The organism is Parendozoicomonas callyspongiae, from assembly GCF_023502345.1.
GTDB classification, from domain to species: domain Bacteria; phylum Pseudomonadota; class Gammaproteobacteria; order Pseudomonadales; family Endozoicomonadaceae; genus Sansalvadorimonas; species Sansalvadorimonas callyspongiae.
On the sequence record NZ_JAMFLX010000021.1, the window covers coordinates 63,471 to 83,407 of the forward strand.

Consider the following 19,937-nt stretch of genomic DNA (forward strand, 5'->3'; position numbering starts at 1 on the left):
GAAAAAGGCCGGTATATGACTGCCTGAGCAGTAATGTCAGCTCTTGACAGGTTAGGTACCTATACGTATGTTTCAAACATCTGTTTAAAAGCCGTGTTTGAACGGCTACGTCGACCAAATCACAATCATAACTACCGAGGTCACAAAACATGCCGGAATATAAGGCCCCCCTGCGTGACATCCGCTTTGTTCGCGATGAATTGTTTGGTTATCAAGAGCATTATGCGTCTTTGCCTGGTATGGATGAGGCAACGCCGGACATGGTCGATGCCATTCTCGAAGAAGGTGCCAAGTTCTGTGAACAGGTTATTGCTCCGCTGAATCAGGTGGGAGACAGGGAAGGCTGCACATGGTCAGAAGAGGGTGTCACCACACCAAACGGCTTCAAGGAAGCCTATCAGCAGTTTGTTGAAGGCGGCTGGCCATCACTGGCCCATGAGCCGGAGTTTGGTGGTCAGGGTTTGCCGGAATCTCTCAACCTCGTGATGAGTGAGTTGATTGGTGAAGCCAACTGGTCCTGGGGTATGTACCCCGGATTGAGTCATGGTGCAATGAATACGCTGCATGCACACGGTACCCCAGAACAGCAACAGACCTATCTGACCAAGCTGGTAAGTGGTGAGTGGACCGGCACCATGTGCCTGACAGAGCCTCACTGTGGTACTGATCTGGGTATGTTGCGGACTAAGGCAGAGCCTCAGGCGGATGGAACATACAAGGTGACCGGCACCAAGATATTTATTTCAGCCGGTGAGCACGATATGGCAGATAACATTGTTCATATTGTGCTGGCCCGTCTTCCTGATGCGCCTCAGGGAACCAAGGGTATTTCACTGTTTATCGTGCCCAAGTGTCTGCCTAATGATGATGGCTCGGCTGGTGAGCGTAATGCTGTGTCCTGTGGTTCTCTTGAGCACAAGATGGGCATCCACGGTAATTCCACCTGCGTTATGAACTTTGATGGTGCTACCGGCTACCTGATCGGGCCCCCCAACAAAGGTTTGAACTGCATGTTCACCTTCATGAACACTGCCCGTATTGGTACCGGTCTGCAGGGGCTGGCTCATGCCGAAATCGCTTACCAGGGTGCACTGCGCTATGCGCGTGAACGCTTGCAGATGCGCTCGCTGACTGGTCCGAAAAACCCTGATGGCCCAGCTGACCCGATTATTGTACATCCAGATGTTCGTCGGATGCTTTTGACCATGAAAGCTTTTGCAGAAGGTAACCGGGCGTTGCTGTTCTATGCTGGCAAGCATGCGGATATTGTCCAGCACTCAGCAGATGAGGAAGAGCGCAAAGCCTCTGATGCCCTGCTTGGTTTCCTGACTCCAATTGTAAAAGCCTTTATGACAGAAACCGGATTTGAAGCAGCCAACCTTGGTGTCCAGTGTTACGGTGGTCATGGCTTTATCAGTGAGTGGGGCATGGAGCAGAATGTCCGCGACTCCCGTATCTCGCTTCTTTATGAGGGAACAACCGGTATTCAGGCGCTTGATCTGCTTGGTCGTAAGGTTTTGATGACGCAGGGTGAATCCTTGAAAGGCTTCACCAAGGTTGTTCATAAATTCTGTCAGAAGCATGTCGATGATGAAGCTCTGAAAGACTACATCCCCAAGCTGTCTGCTCTGAACAAGGAGTGGGGTGAGCTGACCGTGAAGGTTGGAATGAAGGCCATGAAGAACAGGGAAGAGGTTGGTTCAGCCGCTGTGGATTACCTGATGTACTCCGGCTATGTCGTTCTGGCTTACCTGTGGGCTGATATGGTGCGGGTTGCCAAGGACAAACTGGCCGAAGGATCAACAGAAGAAGGTTTCTACACCTCCAAAGTTCAGACTGCCGACTTCTACTTCCAGAAGATTCTGCCTCGTACACAGACTCATAAAGCCTGTATCGAAGCAGGTGCGGAAAGTGTTATGGCTATGTCTGAAGCTCACTTTGGCTAAGACTCAATTTGTTTGACTCGCAGGCTTTTGGGTTGATCCTGACCCAAAAGCCTTTTGTTATTCTGCTCCTGATACATGTATTTCCAGCTGGCTTTTGCTGAGCGCCAAAGCAGATAGATCGTGGGAACTAGCCGAAGAAAGAAAAGGGTATTGCTCCCCCATTCAGTCAGCTTCTGGGAAGCTCTCAGCTTAGCTGCTGGCAGCTGATTAAATGTTAACCGTCTGTGTTAAATCGTTAGACTTCAGCTTTAATTGATAAAAAAGCCCTGCTTGATGTTAATGTATTTGGCCAGCTGCCTTCCTGAAAGATTTTTTGATTTCTTCTCTAATTATTGGCTTGGCGCATTCACCTGTGTATCTATTGTTATCCAGTTGCCGGGATATTTCTCTTTGTATAATCGGTGATGACAACTCATTTATCAGTGGTTTTAAAGCCAAAAACAGAGGCTCCATTTTGGCTCCGATGGTTGACCTAAGTGTTGATTGTTCTTTCGCAGCAGCTTGTATTTCTTCATCTGTTAGTTTGGGCAAGCCTTGCGTTGTTAACTGTTCAATGATCTGAGACTGGATAAGTTTTGCAATATCCATCTGAGTCTGGATAAAGCGTATAACCAAGTCTTTTGGGAGACCAAGCCTTTTAGCTTTTTGGATGGCTTTATCTAACACCCTTTTCTCCTGACCCTCATCGAATGGCTCAACTCCCATGGTGAACTTCAGTTCACCCATTCTGGGCATAAGGTTAAGGCGCTCACAGGTGATATTAAGCAGTTGCGTGATTTGTTCCCGAACATGCGTGTCAGACAGATCAAGGTTGTTCACAGATATTGCATGAAGTGGCCTGGATGGAGAGGCATTTCCCCGTGGAAGGTGGAGCTTAGAGAGATCAGGTTCACCCTGGCTGCGTATCAGTTGCGAGCTTGCCAGCAAAGGAGTCCCGGAGTGGGTATATACGGGCTTGGAAACCGGACTGGCCATGAAATCACCTGCATTTGTCTGTTGCAGAGGATTTCGGCCTGTATTGCTGAAGCTATAGCTGTTTTTGCCAGTAACAGGTGTCGTGCCACTCTCCAAATTTGAAACCGACTTTATGAAGGTGTCCAACCTGCTGGAACCCAATACGCTCATGCAGTTTGATGCTGCGAGGGTTGGGCAGGGTGATAACTCCAATAGCTGTTGTGATGCCCAGGCTGGCCAGCTGAGCCAGAAGCTCGCGATAAAGCAGAGAGCCAGTGCCACGGCTGTGGCTTGTGGAGTCCATATAGACGCTGGTCTCGCAGGCAAAGCGGTAGGCTGATCGCTCCTTCCAGGGGCTGGCATAGGCATATCCGACAACATCTCCTTTTTCAGTCGCAACCAGCCATGGATAACTGATTGGGAAGCTATCCGTAACCTTGCGAACCCTTTCTTCGATTTGTTTTTCGGTCACCAGCTGTTCTTCAAAAGTGCTGGTGGAGTGTTGAATATAGTGGTTGTAGATACGGGTGATGGCTTGGATGTCCTGTGGCCCGATATCTCTGATAGTTCTATCTGGGTCGCTCATAGCTTTCTTCTGCCAGGATTTACTTTTCTGCCCTTGAAGAGTATGCCAGACTGGCGGGGGTTTTGGGGGAGTTCATTGCATTATGCTGCCAGTTACGGACGAATCTGAAGAAATTCTAAGTACAAATGAAAAACTGAATCTAGAAACAGCCCGGATCCCATGGGCAGAGTTACAGCGCCTTTATGCCAGAGGGGTTGTAATGGTGGTTTCTGAGAACCTTGATCTGGTCTCGGTTGCAGTAGCTGTGGTGGATGATTTGGCGGATCAGGTCAAAGCATGGGTTGGACAGGGCAAATTACGCAGGGCGACTGATAAGGATGCTCTGGAATGGTATGAAGGTGAAGCATCTTTATGGGCAGTAGCCGTTGCGCCCTGGGTGCTGGTTCAACAAGAAAAGAGTAGAGATTAAAACTTCCAGCCAAAGGCCAGTTCCTGCAGATTGAAGCCATCATTTTCTTTGTGGAAGTTGGCGTTGGAGTAGTGGAAAGCTCTCAAAACCACAGAATACTGTTGCCTGTCGCCAAAGCTGAATCCAAGGCCGATACGGTCTTCAAACTGCAGTTTTATTCCAAGATCGACCGAATCATTGTTCTTGGCCTTGAGACGGCTGCCGGACAGCATTGATAAACCGATACCCGCTTCTGCAAAAGGAGTAAATGTTCCAAACCAGGGAGAATTGCGGGTTATCCGGAAAACGGGAGAGAAGGCGAGTGCTGATATGGAATCCTTGCCTTTAACACTGGTTCCTGGACCATCAGAAAGCCGACTTTTCCAGTGGTTGACGGAAAGGTCAAAATATCCCCCAACATGCCAGTCACCTTCATTGAACCAGCGGCTGTTCCAATCACGGGTCAAAGCAATGCGATAGCTGTTCAGGTGGGCATTGCTGTGGAAATCCTGCCCCCCGGAGACCATTACGCCATCAAACCATTGAGCATGGCTGGTTGTTGAAGTGAAGATGAGGAAGATAAAAGCTGCTTGCCTGATAAGCCTTTCCATGGCCTGACTCCAGTAAACCCATATACCAGAATTTGATCGGCCAAGGACGGGGCTTCTTCAGGGCTATCGGGTTTCGTCGAGAATGGCAAAACTAAGGAAGGTGGCTGGCAAGGCCACTATTAGGAGAATATGCAGCATTGGGCTGCTCAGGACTATAAGACCTGCTCCCATCCAGATGCGTTTCACGATCTTTCTTTTTCTCTGATGACTATCGGTGAACAGGCGGCGATAAGGGTGGCGCTCATCAGGCTCTTTATCCTGCATCCAATGAGGCAGAAAATGGTGGTTGATCCACAGGCGGATCATGACCCAAAACATATGCATCCGCCTCTCCCTGGCAAGTGAATCCGTTTTGAAGCTGGAACTAATAAATCTAACCTGCATTAGCTGTACTGGCCAGATAATAACCTCTGAAAACTACACTATCTATGAGGCAAGAGTCCCAGATATGGCATAAAGTCAAACGCTCGTTTGAAGGTGTATGAAATGCAGGTATGATACGTATCAACCGAAATAAAGGCTTCTCCAGCAGGCAGGGATAGGCCACTAACAACAAAGTATGCAGAGGTAGAGCATGGCTGAATATAAAGCTCCTTTAAGGGATATGCACTTCGTTTTGAACGAAGTTTTTCAGGCCGGCCAGCTATGGGCATCCATGCCAGGTCTGGCAGAGGTCGTTGATCCTGAAACTGCTGAAGCCATTCTTGAGGAAGGGGCAAAGCTGACCAGCCGAGAGCTTGCACCGCTGAACCGTTCTGGCGATGAAGAAGGAGCGGTCTGGAAAGAAGGTACGGTCACTACGCCCAAAGGGTTTAAAGAGGCTTTTAACACCTACGCAGAAGGTGGCTGGGTAGGCTTGGGAGGAAATCCTGAGTTTGGCGGTATGGGTATGCCCAAGATGCTCTCTGTACAGTTTGAAGAGATGATGTATAGCGCCAACAACTCATTCACGCTTTACCCAGTTCTTACTGCCGGAGCCTGTCTGGCCATAAATGCTCATGCTAGCGAAGAGCTGAAAGAAGCTTACCTTCCCAGAATGTATTCGGGCGAGTGGGCTGGCTCTATGTGCCTGACTGAACCACATAGCGGTACTGATCTCGGCATTATACGGACCAAGGCTGAGCCCCAGGCTGATGGAACCTACTCTGTTACGGGAACCAAGATCTTTATCACCGGCGGCGAACACGATTTGAATGACAATATCATTCATCTGGTTCTGGCCAAGCTTCCCGATGCCCCTGCAGGTCCACGCGGTATCTCATTATTCCTTGTTCCCAAGGTGCTCGTGAATGGAGATGGTTCTCTTGGTGAAAACAATGCTGTCAGCTGTGGCTCCATTGAACACAAGATGGGGATCAAGGCTTCTGCAACCTGTGTGATGAACTTTGATGGCGCAACAGGCTATCTGGTGGGAGAAGTGAACAAAGGGCTGGCAGCCATGTTCACCATGATGAACTACGAGCGCCTGTCTATCGGCATCCAGGGGCTGGGGTGTTCCGAGATGACTTATCAGAACGCTCTTGAGTATGCCAAAGATCGCCTGCAGGGACGTGCTGCAACAGGCCCTGAAACCCCGGATAAAATGGCAGACTCGATTATGGTGCATCCGGATATTCGCCGGATGCTGCTGAATATCAAGGCAACAACGGAAGGTGGTCGTGCATTTTCAACTTATGTGGGAATGCAGCTGGATATTGCCAAGCACAGTGAAAATGAAGCCGAGAAGGCCAAGGCAGAGGCGTTGGTTGCTTTACTGACTCCTGTGGCAAAAGCCTTCTTCACAGATATTGGGCTGGAAAACTGCATTCTTGGTCAGCAGGTGCTTGGCGGCCATGGTTATGTGCGTGAGTGGGGGCAGGAGCAATTGGTTCGCGATGCCCGGATTGCCCAGATTTATGAGGGAACTAACGGTATCCAGGCTTTGGATCTGATGGGACGTAAAACAGTTGCCAATGGAGGTAAGCTGTTTGGTCTTTTTGCTGAAGAGATCAGAGCATTTCTGGATCATGGCGGCCCAACAGGCCTGGGTGAGTTCAACAAGCCTCTGGCCAAGGCGTTGGCTGTTCTTGAAGAGTTGACAGAAAATATCATCGAAAAATCCAAGAGCAATCTAAACGAAGTTGGTGCCGCATCGGTAGAGTACCTGCATGCATTTGGTTATGTTGCATATGCCTACATGTGGGCTCGGATGGCCGATGTTGCCCTGCAAAACCTCGGTAAGGGTGAAGATGATTTCTATCAGGGGAAACTGAGTACTGCCCGTTATTACTTCAAACGTCTGATGCCGCGACTGGATGCACTCAGTCAATCTGCAGGTTCGGGGGCTGATTCTCTGTTTGAGCTGGATGTTGAGCAGTTCTGAATTTAGAAAGCGTTTAAAAAGGCCGGAGTTCCCGGCCTTTTTCTTTTGGCTCATGGCTGTTTCTTATCTGGATACTCTTTCGAGGAACTGATCACGGAAGTCGGGAGCATTGCAGGCAGGTGGGGCATTTTCGGAAATGCTGCCTTTGCCATAACCATAAATCCGGAACTGTTTCTGGCGTTTCAAAATTCGGGCATAAAGTGCCTGGATATCTTTGACGGTGACACGGTTAGTTGCATCAACAAGCTTTTCTGTTTGGTCAAACTTGGGATATCCGCTGTCAATATCAGTCCAGTAATCATCTGTAGCAGCAAACAGGTTTGGGTTGGGCTCAGTCAGGTTGGCAATAATACCTTCTTTGTGCTGTTGTAATGTTTCATCAGTAAGGCCGGATACTGACTCATTAAACTGCTTTAAGAATGCTGTTACCCGGTCGTCCAGCTGTTCAGGCAAAGTTGATGGTGACTGGATAATAAAGGCCATTCCAGGAAACTGGCTTTGCTCAATATCGTGTGCCCAGACGATGTAGCCTAACTGTTCTTTGGTTCGAAGCTGCGCATAAAAAGGTGATGAAATAATGCTCGCCATAACCTGGTAAACGGCTCTGGCCTTGTGGTCCCGCTTTTCACTTTGGGAGAAGACCATAAGAGCAGAATCATCCTTATCGTAGCTTATAAAGCAGATTGGAAATTCGGGTTCATCTCTGATGATTTTGGGGAAAGTCTTGAAATTATTATTATCCGGACCTGATGCCATTCCAGCCACAGAGTTTGTGATGGATTCAGCTGTACTTTGCTTTACATTACCATGAATAAAAGCTGCGATTGAAAGCTGGTTGAATAGCCTGCCCACCCATTCCTGAAGATCTTCAGTGCTCGTATTCTTCAGTTCAAGCAGTTTTTTGGAATCGTCAAACTCCAGAGGGTAAAGGAGTTTTCTCATCGTACGGAACAGCTGGTGGGAAGGGTCTTCTTTTGATTTGTTATTAATTGCTTCCTCCAGCTCCTCCTTGCTTCTTGCCAGCTCCTCATCACTGATTTTCAGCTGTCTTGCCTGTGTCAGTACAGTGCTTAAGAACAGAGGTAGCTTATCGCTGTAACCAAAAAACTGGAGTACGAAACCCCGGTCATCCCAACCAAAGTTGTAATCGAGTCCACCGAGTGAAGCCATATAGGCTGTTTCTGTAAAGCTGCGATAGAAAAGGTTATCGAACAGAGCCATTCGCATAACATTTTCTGGCGAGTCGACAAGATGAGGTGCCGCAAAGCGGAGAATTATGGAACTGCGAGGAACGTTAAAATCATTGTCATGCAGGAACCAGCTCTTAAAGCCAGGCTGCGCCATTAGGAGCTGAGGCTTTTCTGCTGATTTTTCATCAACAATACTCAAATCATCAGGCATAAATGGATTTGGTGGTGGTAATGCCAGTGAAGAATCCGGCCTGGCGGATGCAAGTGAGCTTTTCTCTGCTTTTGAGAGTGATCTGATTGTGTAGCGCCCACCCATCCATGGCTCGGTCTGAATTTGTTCTTCATTTGCTGCCAGAGCTTCATGGGTAGCAACACGCATTCGCATGTTGTCGGGTGTGAGCATATTCAGGTAGTTTCGAATTTTTTCCGGAACAAACTTCCTGAATATGTAACGGCTTTGGATAAGATCTCTAGGTGGCAGTAGGGCCATTGAGGAAGCAAGGCTGATAGCCGCCTCTTCGGCACTGCCCTGTTCAAGGAACTGGAAAACAAGCCCATATTCCTGTTTGAGCTCATCAAAGCGTGTCTGGGTCACACCATGTTTTTTAATAAGATCGATATAGGCGAATACTTGCCCGGTGATGTCGTTTATACGCTCAAAACCTTCTTTGGTCAGGGACATCTCCAAAGTGATATTGGCGTCGAGAGTGTTGTCTTCGTTATAGGCAACCAGATCCTGAATCCAGCCTTTTTTCTTGAGAATACTGGCCAGTGAGCCTCGGGCCTCATGACCCAACAGGTGGGCAATGTATGGCAGTGGCTTCAGATAAACAGCATGAGGATCAGTCGGCAGATAAAATTCAAGGGAAAGATTTCTCATCTGCTGCTGAGCGAGGGAGTCAACCCGAACGCCCAGTTCTTTTTTTGAAAACCTTGGTGGCAGCTTTGGCCGTGGTTTGATCTCTTTTACTGCCCGCACTGGTGAAAAATTGGCTCTGGCCAGTTGTTCCATTTCATCAAGACTGGCGTTGCTGACAATGGCAACGGAAATATTGGCCCCGAAATACCACTGGTCATGAAATTTCAGCAGAGCTTCGCGCAGGCTAAGTCCATCATGGTCTTTAAGCGTATTCAGGTTGCCAACACTGAACCGGTTGGCTGGATGCTTCGGGTTGGCTGTGGCTCTTTCAATCAGATGAAAGCGTCTTCCATCCTGCTGGCGGTATATCTGGAACTCGGAATCAACAGCATGGCGTTCCCGTTCAAGAAAATCCGGATCCATTTTCGGGAAAATAAAGAAACGGGACACCCGCTCAAGGGCGTCTGCGTAGTGAGCATTTGGAATTGTCAGATAGAAGATAGTGTCGGTATCAGAAGTCCAGGCATTTGAGCTGCCGCCGTGATCTGAGAGAAAACTGTCAAAGTCATCAGCTCCAGGGTACTTGTCACTTCCCAGGAAAAGCATGTGTTCGAGGAGGTGAGCCAGACCAGGCCATTCGTCAGGTTCCTGAGAACTGCCAGCATGGACATTGATGGCTACAGCAGAGCTATTGGTTGTTTCTGATGAGACCAGTGCCACCTGAACACCGTTATCAAGCTTCAGGTAACGATATTCTCTGGGGTCATTCGGGCTTTTTACAATCTCATCCCGTGCATAGAATGAGGGGGCAGCGTTAGTCTGGCAGGCAGTAACAAGAAAGATGGTAACGATTGCTATCGCTGAATTCAGAAACCTAGTCAAGAGCCTGCCTCCTGGAATTGTTTACTTGGCTATCGGCAAGGGTCGTGGGCTGTAGAGTACCTGTCAGAATCAGACACCCCTAATACAGAAAAGTTAGACAAGAACCGGAATGATTTGTGAGTTGAACTGTTAGGAGTACTTAATCAGTCGTCAGGCTTCAAGCCACTTGGTCAGCATGTCTTGAAGGGTTTCGACCTTGATGGGCTTGCTGATGTAGTCATCCATTCCCGCCTCAATACATTTCTCACGGTCACCTTCCATAGCGTTTGCGGTCATGGCGATGATATTCAAACGGCTGTTATCCCCTTCGGCCACTTCACGCTTACGAATTGCGCCGGTTGCCTCATAGCCACTCATCACAGGCATCTGGCAGTCCATCAACACCAGGTCATAATCGCACTTCTCACTCATCTCAACGGCTTCCTGACCGTTAACAGCAACATCCACATTAGTGAGTTTGATTTTTTTGAGCATGGCCAAAGCAACCTTTTGGTTGACGGGGTTATCCTCAACAAGAAGCAGTTTGTAGTCTTGGGAGAAGTGGCTGTCGTCGTCTTCCTTTCCGGGTGTGGGGACTGCCTCAATATGAACTTCCCGGTTCATAACTTCCATTGTCAGGTCGAGAACCTGGGATTGACGGAATGGCTTAGACAGGCTGCCATGAAGTTTGGCTCGGACCTGCTCCTTCTCTTTCATCTGGCCGGCACTGGTCAGCATGATCCTGCGGCATTTGCTGAGTGAAGGATCACTGGCAATGGCTTTGGAAAGGGCTATGCCGTCCATCTCTGGCATCTGCATATCAAGATAAGCGATATCAAAAGGACGACCTGCAGTGACTGCATCCTGCATTTTTTCCAATGCACGGGCTCCACAGTCTGCGGTAGTGTGATCGATTCCCCAGGCTTCCAGATACTTATGCATGATTTCCCTGTTGGTATGGTTGTCATCAACCACCAGTGCATAAATATCTCCAATGGGCTTGCGCTCTTTGGGCTGTTTTACAATGCCCTCGGTATGACCCATTTCAATCTCGAAGAAGAAGCAGGAGCCCTCTCCTGGAGTGCTTTTCACCTGCAGCTCACCATCCATCAGTTCGACTAGTTGGCGAGAGATTGTCAGCCCAAGTCCAGTACCTCCAAACTTTCTGGTTGTGCTTCCATCAGCCTGGGTGAAAGGCTGGAATAGTTTGGGAACAACATCTGCAGGGATACCTATACCGGTATCTTCAACTTCAAAGCGAACAATATGTTCTCCACTCTTTTTGCCGTTATAGAGAGCACGAACAACAACCTCACCACTTTCGGTAAACTTAACAGCATTACCAAGCAGGTTGGTAAGAACCTGACGCAGACGTACAGGGTCACCTTTCACTGCCGGAGGCATATTTACATCGGTATAGCAGCTCAGCTCAATTTTCTTCTCACGGGCACGGCTGGCCAGCAGTGCCGATACATCTTCGGCAAGAGTGCTGGGGCTCATATCGATTTTTTCCAGCTCAAGCTTACCTGCTTCAATCTTGGAAAAGTCGAGAATGTCGTTGATGATCTGCAAAAGTGCATCAGCTGAGCCGTAGGCCGTATCCAGATAGTCTTTCTGGCCGCGATCCAGCTCAGTATCTTTCAGAAGATCCAGCATCCCCAGAACACCGTTCATAGGCGTTCTGATCTCATGGCTCATATTAGCCAGAAATGAGCTCTTGGCTTTGGCTGCATCCAGAGCGGCTTCTTTGGCATCATTAGCATCGGTCATGGCCTGCTTAAGGTTCTGGTTGGCAATATTCAGGGCTTCTGTACGCAGGTGAACGGTTCTTTCCAGCTCTTCCTTGTGCTTATTGAGCTTTTCATCCCGTTTTTGTATCTGGGTCAGCATCTCATCAAAGCTGTCATAGAGCTGGCCAATTTCATCGTCACTTTTCTTTTTGACTGGGCTGGAGAATATCTGGGAGGCTGAGACCTGCTTCATGGCCCCGGCCAGTTCGGTTATTGGGTTCGATATAACCCGCTGCAGGCGGAATGCAGCGATATAAGAAATGATGATGGCAATAATGGTGATCAGAACAGCAGATGCGATGTTAATGGTGATCTGCTTATAGAGCGGTGCCAGGCTGGCTCTAATCAGGATGGTACCTATAGCCCGGTTCTGGAAGCTGATAGCCTTGCCGACATCCATCCATTCTGATGTCAGGATAACCAGCCGTTTTTCCGGAGGAGCCATGGGCATATCAAAGGTTGGCTCGGAGTCGCGGATATAGCTGGCCAGGATGCTGCCATCCTTCAAAAGGAGATGAGCTTCGTTGACCTGAGACACAACTTCAAGCCCCAGCAGAAGCTCCTGAGCGGCGGCTTCGTCTTCAAAGTACACGGCAGCCTGGCTGTTTGTGGCAAAAACTTCAGCCAGATTCTGCATCCTCTCCATCATGGCTTCTTTGGACTTCATATAGTCCGTTACGCTGTAAACAATCAGGCTGAACAGCAGACCAATCTCTGCTGTTGTCATCATGGCGTAGCGTAATTTTCGTTCTATGGAGAGCTTTGAAAACTTGAACATGACATCCCTGTCATAATCGTAATCTTTGATTGCATTCAGTTTAGTCGGCAGGTTGGAATAATTTGCCAGCCGCCAATTTCACCGAGCTTCTCTAAATGTCTTGTTGTCTAATTGGCAGCAGCCAGAGAGGGTGGATTTGCATTAACTTGACTGTTATCTGAAGCAGGCCTGGTCACAACCAGATTGGCAGACAGGATACAGACAGTCAGAAGAATAATGCGAACTGCCTGAAGTCGCTGCTTTTTCATGGGGTCAGCCCTCCTTGGGCTTTTGGATACGCTCTTGGTCCATCCAGAACCTTGTTTTTATTAGGTATCACAATAAAAAATCTAGCCTATATTCCCGAACGGGCAATGTGCCGAGACGCAGCTGCAAAACTGTTTTCTAGTCTTGAGATAGTGACTGGGATACAGGGAAGTATTGGTATGACAGACAGCATTTCCTCGGGAGGCCATAAAGCCAGGGTTGATCATGAGCGGCTGTTATATGAGACCCGTAAGCAGGCTGAAGATATTGAGCGTCAGTCGGAAAAATCCATTGAGCGGCAACAGCAGCGTAATGTAGTTGGTGCCGGATATGGTGGAGATAACACTGTAAGTTTCCTGACCGGGGATGGTGATGTTGAGGGAACCACAGGGCAGGTTACACCTGTACTGGACAGGCCTGGCCATGGAACTCCTGCCGTAGAAACAGTCGATGATATGCATGCAATGGCCCGATCTGCCCAGTCTGATAAGACAGCAGGCATTTTGCTATCTGCTAGCTCGGATCTCGATCAAGCAGGCCTTACTCCTGAAGTGAGTGCAGATTACAGGCAACGCTTAGGTATGCATGCCCTGGATTTGGTGATTGCAGATAATGTTCCATCAGATGTATTGGGAAGAGTGGAAGGTCAGGTCGGCCAGCTCCAACAGGCAATGGTTGCCCAGCCAATCGACCCTGCAGCAATTGAGGGCATTATGATGTCTCTTGATTCCGAGTTTTCCAGCAACAGGCTGGAATTGCAGGGTGAGTTCCAAAAGCATGTTCACCAGAAACTTGAGGTTCTTCGCACGCTACGCCCTTTGATAAACCATATGGTTGATGATGCCAGTAACGGCTTTATGGGGAAGGAGTGGATGGGGCATGGTCTGCAGAAGATGATGGATAGCTATGGTATTGACCTGAAACTCACACCGGAACAGCTGACGGCCTTTACCGATTTGGTCAGCAGAATGGATGGGAACAAGGGAGAGTTTGCCGGAAAAAGTGTTGATGAAGAGCGAAAGATCTTTATGCAGAACACGCTGGATATGCTTCTTGGGGCAATGGATATAGATATTCCAATTGATATTCAGTCCTTCACTGACAAGGCCATTGATGTTTTCAGCAAGGATTTCGATCACTCTGCTCATCACTCAGACAGAGGTGGGTATAAAACTACTGCGAGAGAAGATGCTCTTTTTGAACAGCTGTTGGTTGAGGAGCTGGGTCAGGGTGCTCAGATAGCAGCTCAGCATCAGGAAGCCGGATTGCAGGAAAGCAGTAAAATTCCCAGAATGATTTAATTCCCTTCACAGCGTTCAATATCTACAATCCCGCCACCGAACGCTTGTAGATATTGAATGCCATATGCCTGAATGTGCAGCACTTGTTCAGCCTCTGATTGATCGCTTAAAACTCGTTACTCCCGGAGATGAGGTTTGCCGTCTGTTTCACGGCCGTGGAGGAACGCTTGCAGGCTTTGAACAGCTTACAGTTGACTGGTATCCGCCGGTTCTTTTAGTGACTGCATTCAAATCCCAGACTCCAGGGCTTATTGAGGATCTTCAGCAGGAACTTTCCGGGCTATGGGAGGATATTTGGAAGTTTGATGGTGAGATGAATCTGGTTTTTCAGCAACGTGGCCGGGAAGGTGCGAGAACCGAGGTTCTCTCCGGGGCAGTTCCGGAAACACACTATGTGCAGGAACATGGCTGTAAATATGTCGTTCACCTACTGCGTGGTCAGAATCATGGTCTTTTTCTTGATATGCGCAATGGGCGAAAGTGGGTTCAGTCCAATGCGAAAGAGAGGAAAGTACTCAACCTGTTTTCATACACTTGTGCGTTTTCTGTTGCCGCTATGACTGGTGGTGCAGATGAAACTGTCAATATTGATATGAGCAAAGGTGCTTTGGCAACTGGCCGGCAGAATCATCAACTGAATGGAATTGACGCCGGCGTTCGTTTATTAGGGCATGATATTTTTAAATCATGGGGCAAATTAAGAAAACTTGGCCCTTATGATCTGGTAATTGCTGATCCGCCCAGTCATCAAAAAGGCAGCTTTGTAGCGACAAAAGATTATGCTCGCCTGCTCAGAAAACTGCCGGAATTAATCACTGCGGGTGGCGATGTATTGCTGTGTTTGAATGCACCGGAACTATCCCGAAAGTTTCTTATGGATCAGGTCGCTGCTGAATGCCCCGGATTACAGTTTATTCAGCAGCTGGATAATCCAGAGATTTTTGAAGACATTGATCCGGATAGAGCTTTGAAGGTTCTGCTATACCGCAGGGAAAGCAGACTCTAAAAACATCGGACTTCAAGATGGTCGGGGTTTAGTTACAACTTCCTTCTAGCCTATGCACGAAAGTCTAGCTTAGAATGCAGACATAACATTTGAGTAGCTAATGAGTCGTAAGACTGATTAGCTACTCACTGCGCAAGCTTTTAAAAGAAGAACGCGCAGATATAAAAATCACGACCGGATATTTCCGGCTATAACACTAACCAGAATGGTAAGCCTGCCTTTGCAATGAATTGCCGTTGAGGAAACTTGTAGGCAAGAGCTGACACATCCGCTTATCTGTTGTGAGGAAAACCATGAATATAGCGATACCTGGGGAGGTGAATCCTCAGGAATTTCGGGTAGCCGCCAGCCCCGCTAGTGTGGAAAAGCTAAAGAAATTAGGCTTCAGTGTAAGCATTGAAGCAGGTGCAGGGCAGAAAGCCAGTTTTATTGACCAGAGTTACATCGACGCTGGCGCAGAAATCGTAACTGACACTGCTGAACTGTACGCAAATGCAGACATTGTTCTGAAAGTTAATGGACCAACCGACGACGAAGTAGAGCTATTTAAAGAAGGCACAACTTTAATCAGCTTCCTGTGGCCTGCCCAGAATCCAGAGCTTCTGCAAAAGCTTGCCGACAAAAAGCTCAATGTTCTGGCTATGGATTCGGTGCCCCGCATTTCCCGTGCCCAGAAGATGGATGCACTCAGCACCATGGCGAATATCGGAGGATATCGCGCCGTTGTTGAAGCTGCCCACCACTTTGGCCGTTTCCTGACTGGTCAGATCACTGCTGCCGGTAAAGTACCGCCCGCCAAGGTTCTGGTTATTGGTGCCGGTGTTGCCGGTCTTGCTGCTATTGGTACCGCCAAGAGTATGGGCGCTATTGTTCGTGCCTTCGATACCCGTGCTGAAGTAAAAGAGCAGGTTGAATCCATGGGCGGGGAATTCCTGACCGTGGAAATTGAAGAAGACGGCGCTGGTGCTGGCGGTTATGCCAAAGAAATGTCCAAGGAGTTTATCGAAGCGGAAATGGCTCTGTTCCGTGAACAGGCCAAGGAAGTCGACATTGTTATCACTACTGCTCTGATTCCTGGTAAGCCTGCCCCCAAGCTGTGGCAGGAAGATGCCGTCAAGAATATGAAGGCCGGTTCTGTTGTTGTTGATATGGCAGCAGAACAGGGCGGTAACTGTGATCTGACAGTTCCTGGTGAAGTTGCTGTCAGGGAAGGTGTCACCATTATCGGTTATACCAACCTGGCAACCCGTCTGCCCGGACAGGCTTCAACGCTGTATGCCCAGAATATGGTGCATCTGCTGGCAGAAATGACGCCAGAAAAAAATGGTGAGTTGACCATCGATATGGAAAACGAAGCCATTCGTGGAGCAACCGTTGTTAACAGTGGTGAGATTACCTGGCCACCACCCGCTCCTAAACTGAGTGCCGCTCCGGCTCCTGAGAAGAAGGCCGCAGCGACACCTCCTCCACAGCCAAAGGTTGAGGAGAAAAAACAGTCCAGCGCAGCTTCTATCATTGGCTTCTGGATTGTTGCCGGGCTGCTGTTGTTCGGGCTGGGTAAATATTCCCCACCGTCTTTCCTGTCACACTTTATGGTGTTCGTACTGTCTGTCTTTATCGGCTGGCAGGTTATCTGGAATGTGTCTCACTCGCTGCATACACCGCTGATGAGTGTGACCAACGCGATATCGGGCATCATTATTGTGGGGGCGCTGCTGCAGATAAGCAGTGGTTCCTGGTTAATCTCGGTATTGGCGTTCTTTGCCATTCTTCTTGCCAGCATAAATATTGTCGGGGGCTTCCTGGTTACCCGTCGCATGTTGGCCATGTTCCGCCGTTAACTTGATAGCTGTTAGGAGAGTACAGAAATGGACGGTGTTGTTTACATGGCCTACATGTTGGCCGCTGTATTTTTTATTCTCAGCCTTAAGGGGCTGAGTTCCCACGAAACTGCCAAGGGTGGCAACTATTACGGCATAGCCGGTATGGCGATTGCTGTGCTGGCGACCATGGCCAGTAGCGCTGTTACCAGCTATGTCATGCTGATTGTGGCTGTTGGTGTGGGTGGTTATATCGGTGCTCAAAAGGCCAAAGCTGTTGAAATGACAGAGATGCCCCAGTTGGTGGCACTGCTGCACAGCTTTGTTGGCTTGGCCGCTGTGCTGATCAGCTGGGCAGGTTATATCGACGATAGCTCTCATGCTCTGGTCGGAGCTGAACTGACTATTCATCTGGTTGAGATCTATCTTGGTATCTTTATCGGAGCCATTACTTTGACCGGCTCTCTGCTGGCCTGGGGTAAGCTTAATGGCCAGATTTCCGGTAAGCCGCTGATGCTGCCATTCCGTCATGGACTGAATGCTGCTGCGCTGGTGATCTGCTTCTGGATGATGACTTACTTTGCCGGTAACCCGCACACAGGTCTGTCCACCTTTATGCTGGTGGTTATGACTCTGATTGCTCTGGCGCTGGGTGTTCACCTGGTGGCAGCGATTGGTGGGGCAGATATGCCGGTGGTTGTTTCCATGCTGAACAGCTACTCCGGTTGGGCAGCGGCAGCAACCGGCTTTATGCTGGGCAATGATCTGCTGATCGTTGTTGGTGCCTTGGTTGGTTCTTCCGGTGCCATCCTGAGTTACATCATGTGCCAGGGTATGAATCGCTCCTTTATATCAGTGATTATGGGCGGCTTTGGTACCGATGGTTCCAGCCCTGCTGCAGGTGAAGGTGTTGAACAGGGTGAGGCTGTTGAGGTTTCTGCAACAGATGTTGCCGATGATCTGGCCAATGCCAAAAGCGTGATTATCGTTCCAGGATACGGTATGGCTGTTGCCCATGCTCAGGGTGCCGTTAAAGAGCTGGTCGAGAATCTGCAGAAGAAAGGCTGCAACGTTCGTTTTGGTATCCATCCGGTTGCCGGTCGTCTGCCTGGACATATGAACGTACTGCTGGCGGAAGCTGATGTACCGTACGACATCGTTCTGGAAATGGACGAGTTGAACGATGACTTTGCCGATACTGATATGGTTCTGGTTATCGGTGCCAATGACACAGTTAACCCGGATGCACTGGAAAGACCTGACTCTCCAATCGCAGGTATGCCTGTTCTGAGAGTTTGGGAAGCTGGTCAGGTTATCGTGCTGAAACGTTCCCTGGCTTCCGGTTACGCCGGTGTTGAGAATCCACTGTTCTTCAAAGACAACACTCGTATGCTGTTTGGCGATGCTAAGGAAAGCGTACAGCAGGTTGTTAAAGGGTTATAGCCTTGCGAAGACTGGCTCCTGATATCTGGGGCCAGTCAAACTTCCTCCTTTAGCATCTCCGCCCTAAATAATTACTGAAGGTGACCCATCGGTTTACAGCACCTGGCATTACATTTTGGACGAGCATGAGCAGCGCTGGCCAGCGTCTCGATATTGTTGATGGTATTGATCAGCGCCGCCAGCTTGGAGCCATCCAACCCCACCTTGCGATAACTGGAAAAATCATTATAAGGGCGATTAGAAGTGCCGATTTTCTGGCAAGTTCTTTGCGCATATTTATCTCTTCAATGTGAAGGTTGAAATAATTGAATACAGGGCGCTGAACACACCCTATTCAGAAGCCTTGTAATGACGCATGGGAATAACAACAGAGGGAAGGCCAGCCTTCAACACGGTAGCGTTTACCTGTTCTCTCCAGAATGGCCAGATATGGTGGGGGACATTGTGAAGGGCGAACTCAGCCATGGCTTCTTGAGAAGGTAAGCCATCTTTGATTGAGTAGCTCACACGGTAGGTTGTTTGAATCTCAAGCAGAATTTGCGGTTGACCATCTTCATCGGCTTCATGTTCATTGACCACTCGCATAGCCATGGCATGTTTATAAACCAATACCTCTTGTTCACCCTGTTCTGATAAAACAGCAAGGGTTCCGGCGCTGACAGGATCGTTTCTCATTTGAATGGCCAGTTCAGCGTATTGCTGGAACTCTGGACACACATCTTTTGCTGTCTGAACTTTTTCAGATTCAAGGTTGATTGTAAAAAGGCTGAGGTGGTCTGCCGCTTCTTTCAGTAATTCTTTGTTCATAATGCTATTTCAAGGGTATCGTCCCAGCCTTGGGATGATGGTTTTGGAAACTTATAAATTTTGCAGCCTGAAGAACTAACAACTCTCTCCTGTTCCCAGGTTTCACCTTCGTTGCTCTCGGCAGGCTCCAGGGTGAAGTTAACATTCAGTTTGAGTGCTGTGGCCATGTTGGCAATTTTTCGGAGTGTGAGGTTGTTGCTGCCATCAAGCAGCTTGCTCACACGAGCTTTACTGATGCCCATACGACGAGCCAACTCAGCTTTGCTGGTGTCACTTTCAGAGAGTTGCTGCCAGAACTGTTCAGCAATCTCGAGGATCAGGGATTCTTCATCAAGGACAATTTGATTGTCGGCTGACTCTTCCAGCCATTGGTCCAGAATACTCATATCATCACCCTTTACTTGTCTGCGTCATACTTCGAGCGATTGGCGTGCATTCGCCTGGAGTCGGCAGGGGCCAGCTTTTGTCTTTTTTTCAATATAAAGTGGCTGCCGATCATCTTTTGCCCTGCATCGAACCACCAGTAGAACCTGAAGCCGCATTTGGTTTTGATGGCCCAGAAGCCGTCACCTTCGTTGTTCAATTGGTCTGGTGTGTGCAGGACACCTTTATCTGCATATTTTCTGATTCGTACAAGCAGAGCCGCAATGCCTTTCTTGTTGGTTTGGCCATAGGTTTTGACGAGTTCTTCCCAGCTTGTTTTTCCATCCCTTGTGAGGAGCACTGTGAAACGCTCTCCCACATAAAACTCTTCCAACTCAGGCATCAGACTCTCATGAGGGTAAATGTATACGTTAACTATATTTCGAGCAAGACAATTTCGTTATATAGGCTAACAGCTAGTCACCAGATGTCCCATTGTTTTGTACTTGTGTGTATTTCAGTGAGCTGACTTCCTTTCACGCGCGAGTGATCTGGAAACTGTAGCTCTAATGTGGTTACGCAATGGTAAGTGTTAATGCCTGAAAATATACCAACAGATGGGTAAG

18 protein-coding genes are annotated in these 19,937 nt (G+C 48.6%); 8 read left to right on the forward strand and 10 right to left on the reverse strand.

The features are described 5' to 3' along the window. Positions 1-149: 149 nt before the first annotated feature. Complete coding sequence (locus M3P05_RS14885; RefSeq protein ID WP_249700645.1) at positions 150-1,946, forward strand: phenylacyl-CoA dehydrogenase; 1,797 nt, start codon at positions 150-152, stop codon at positions 1,944-1,946. A 276-nt stretch (positions 1,947-2,222) separates the two neighbouring features. Here the strand turns inward: M3P05_RS14885 and M3P05_RS14890 are convergent, their stop codons facing one another. Together M3P05_RS14890 and M3P05_RS14895 are read right to left on the reverse strand one after the other, a co-directional pair. Next, positions 2,223-2,765, reverse strand: coding sequence for a chorismate mutase (locus M3P05_RS14890; protein ID WP_249700647.1), 543 nt, complete (start codon positions 2,763-2,765; stop codon positions 2,223-2,225). Between the two features lie 208 nt (positions 2,766-2,973). Next, on the reverse strand, positions 2,974-3,486 hold the full coding sequence (locus M3P05_RS14895) for a GNAT family N-acetyltransferase (protein ID WP_249700648.1): 513 nt from the start codon (positions 3,484-3,486) through the stop codon (positions 2,974-2,976). A gap of 82 nt (positions 3,487-3,568) precedes the next feature. On the opposite strand from M3P05_RS14895, the gene M3P05_RS14900 reads away from it, so the two are divergent. Further along, a complete protein-coding gene (locus M3P05_RS14900; protein WP_249700650.1) occupies positions 3,569-3,895 on the forward strand; it encodes a DUF2288 family protein in 327 nt (108 codons plus the stop codon). Here M3P05_RS14900 and M3P05_RS14905 read toward each other — a convergent pair. Together M3P05_RS14905 and M3P05_RS14910 are read right to left on the reverse strand one after the other, a co-directional pair. Continuing rightward, complete coding sequence (locus M3P05_RS14905; RefSeq protein WP_249700653.1) at positions 3,892-4,485, reverse strand: acyloxyacyl hydrolase; 594 nt, start codon at positions 4,483-4,485, stop codon at positions 3,892-3,894. The two genes, M3P05_RS14900 and M3P05_RS14905, sit on opposite strands and share 4 nt — an antisense overlap. A gap of 63 nt (positions 4,486-4,548) precedes the next feature. Then, positions 4,549-4,809 (reverse strand): hypothetical protein, encoded by a 261-nt coding sequence (locus M3P05_RS14910; protein ID WP_249700655.1) that lies wholly within the window; start codon positions 4,807-4,809, stop codon positions 4,549-4,551. A 250-nt stretch (positions 4,810-5,059) separates the two neighbouring features. Between M3P05_RS14910 and M3P05_RS14915 the strand changes: the two genes are divergently transcribed. Then, positions 5,060-6,847, forward strand: a complete 1,788-nt coding sequence (locus M3P05_RS14915) for an acyl-CoA dehydrogenase C-terminal domain-containing protein (RefSeq protein WP_249700657.1) — start codon at positions 5,060-5,062, stop codon at positions 6,845-6,847. A gap of 63 nt (positions 6,848-6,910) precedes the next feature. On the opposite strand, the gene M3P05_RS14920 is transcribed toward M3P05_RS14915, so the two are convergent. The 3 genes from M3P05_RS14920 to M3P05_RS14930 form a co-directional block, all read right to left on the reverse strand. Next, complete coding sequence (locus tag M3P05_RS14920; RefSeq protein WP_249700659.1) at positions 6,911-9,778, reverse strand: insulinase family protein; 2,868 nt, start codon at positions 9,776-9,778, stop codon at positions 6,911-6,913. 150 nt (positions 9,779-9,928) lie between these two features. Beyond that, the gene (locus M3P05_RS14925; RefSeq protein WP_249700661.1) at positions 9,929-12,325 is read right to left on the reverse strand and encodes a hybrid sensor histidine kinase/response regulator; all 2,397 of its coding nucleotides are present in this window, start codon (positions 12,323-12,325) and stop codon (positions 9,929-9,931) included. Positions 12,326-12,432: 107 nt separating this feature from the next. Beyond that, entirely contained in the window at positions 12,433-12,573 is a 141-nt protein-coding gene (locus M3P05_RS14930) for a hypothetical protein (RefSeq protein WP_249700663.1), read from the reverse strand. A gap of 177 nt (positions 12,574-12,750) precedes the next feature. Between M3P05_RS14930 and M3P05_RS14935 the strand changes: the two genes are divergently transcribed. From M3P05_RS14935 to M3P05_RS14955, 5 genes are all read left to right on the forward strand, one after another. Then, on the forward strand, positions 12,751-13,872 hold the full coding sequence (locus M3P05_RS14935; RefSeq protein WP_249700665.1) for a hypothetical protein: 1,122 nt from the start codon (positions 12,751-12,753) through the stop codon (positions 13,870-13,872). A gap of 64 nt (positions 13,873-13,936) precedes the next feature. Continuing rightward, positions 13,937-14,878 (forward strand): class I SAM-dependent methyltransferase, encoded by a 942-nt coding sequence (locus M3P05_RS14940; protein WP_249700667.1) that lies wholly within the window; start codon positions 13,937-13,939, stop codon positions 14,876-14,878. 293 nt (positions 14,879-15,171) lie between these two features. Next, a complete protein-coding gene (locus tag M3P05_RS14945) occupies positions 15,172-16,719 on the forward strand; it encodes a Re/Si-specific NAD(P)(+) transhydrogenase subunit alpha (RefSeq protein ID WP_249700669.1) in 1,548 nt (515 codons plus the stop codon). 27 nt (positions 16,720-16,746) lie between these two features. Further along, positions 16,747-18,141, forward strand: a complete 1,395-nt coding sequence (gene pntB / locus M3P05_RS14950) for a Re/Si-specific NAD(P)(+) transhydrogenase subunit beta (protein ID WP_249700671.1) — start codon at positions 16,747-16,749, stop codon at positions 18,139-18,141. A gap of 125 nt (positions 18,142-18,266) precedes the next feature. Next, positions 18,267-18,434, forward strand: a complete 168-nt coding sequence (locus tag M3P05_RS14955) for a hypothetical protein (protein WP_249700673.1) — start codon at positions 18,267-18,269, stop codon at positions 18,432-18,434. Between the two features lie 37 nt (positions 18,435-18,471). Here the strand turns inward: M3P05_RS14955 and M3P05_RS14960 are convergent, their stop codons facing one another. Genes M3P05_RS14960 through M3P05_RS14970 form a run of 3 tightly spaced genes read right to left on the reverse strand, consistent with a single transcriptional unit; the run spans position 18,472 to position 19,714 of the window. Continuing rightward, positions 18,472-18,948, reverse strand: a complete 477-nt coding sequence (locus tag M3P05_RS14960; protein ID WP_249700675.1) for a protein-export chaperone SecB — start codon at positions 18,946-18,948, stop codon at positions 18,472-18,474. After that, a complete protein-coding gene (locus M3P05_RS14965; protein ID WP_249700676.1) occupies positions 18,945-19,334 on the reverse strand; it encodes a helix-turn-helix domain-containing protein in 390 nt (129 codons plus the stop codon). The genes M3P05_RS14960 and M3P05_RS14965 overlap by 4 nt, the downstream gene beginning before the upstream one ends. Before the next feature lie 11 nt (positions 19,335-19,345). Further along, the gene (locus M3P05_RS14970) at positions 19,346-19,714 is read right to left on the reverse strand and encodes a hypothetical protein (protein WP_249700678.1); all 369 of its coding nucleotides are present in this window, start codon (positions 19,712-19,714) and stop codon (positions 19,346-19,348) included. Positions 19,715-19,937 lie beyond the last annotated feature (223 nt).

Bases quoted from the DNA above. Each gene is read 5' to 3' on its own strand.
- M3P05_RS14885 (WP_249700645.1), top strand. From the start codon at position 150: ATGCCGGAATATAAGGCCCCCCTGCGTGACATCCGCTTTGTTCGCGAT.
- M3P05_RS14930 (WP_249700663.1), bottom strand. From the start codon at position 12,573: ATGAAAAAGCAGCGACTTCAGGCAGTTCGCATTATTCTTCTGACTGTC.
- M3P05_RS14900 (WP_249700650.1), top strand. From the start codon at position 3,569: ATGCTGCCAGTTACGGACGAATCTGAAGAAATTCTAAGTACAAATGAA.
- M3P05_RS14925 (WP_249700661.1), bottom strand. From the start codon at position 12,325: ATGTTCAAGTTTTCAAAGCTCTCCATAGAACGAAAATTACGCTACGCC.
- M3P05_RS14895 (WP_249700648.1), bottom strand. From the start codon at position 3,486: ATGAGCGACCCAGATAGAACTATCAGAGATATCGGGCCACAGGACATC.
- pntB (WP_249700671.1), top strand. From the start codon at position 16,747: ATGGACGGTGTTGTTTACATGGCCTACATGTTGGCCGCTGTATTTTTT.
- M3P05_RS14955 (WP_249700673.1), top strand. From the start codon at position 18,267: ATGAGCAGCGCTGGCCAGCGTCTCGATATTGTTGATGGTATTGATCAG.
- M3P05_RS14910 (WP_249700655.1), bottom strand. From the start codon at position 4,809: ATGCATATGTTTTGGGTCATGATCCGCCTGTGGATCAACCACCATTTT.
- M3P05_RS14965 (WP_249700676.1), bottom strand. From the start codon at position 19,334: ATGAGTATTCTGGACCAATGGCTGGAAGAGTCAGCCGACAATCAAATT.
- M3P05_RS14905 (WP_249700653.1), bottom strand. From the start codon at position 4,485: ATGGAAAGGCTTATCAGGCAAGCAGCTTTTATCTTCCTCATCTTCACT.
- M3P05_RS14935 (WP_249700665.1), top strand. From the start codon at position 12,751: ATGACAGACAGCATTTCCTCGGGAGGCCATAAAGCCAGGGTTGATCAT.
- M3P05_RS14960 (WP_249700675.1), bottom strand. From the start codon at position 18,948: ATGAACAAAGAATTACTGAAAGAAGCGGCAGACCACCTCAGCCTTTTT.
- M3P05_RS14940 (WP_249700667.1), top strand. From the start codon at position 13,937: ATGCCTGAATGTGCAGCACTTGTTCAGCCTCTGATTGATCGCTTAAAA.
- M3P05_RS14945 (WP_249700669.1), top strand. From the start codon at position 15,172: ATGAATATAGCGATACCTGGGGAGGTGAATCCTCAGGAATTTCGGGTA.
- M3P05_RS14915 (WP_249700657.1), top strand. From the start codon at position 5,060: ATGGCTGAATATAAAGCTCCTTTAAGGGATATGCACTTCGTTTTGAAC.
- M3P05_RS14970 (WP_249700678.1), bottom strand. From the start codon at position 19,714: ATGCCTGAGTTGGAAGAGTTTTATGTGGGAGAGCGTTTCACAGTGCTC.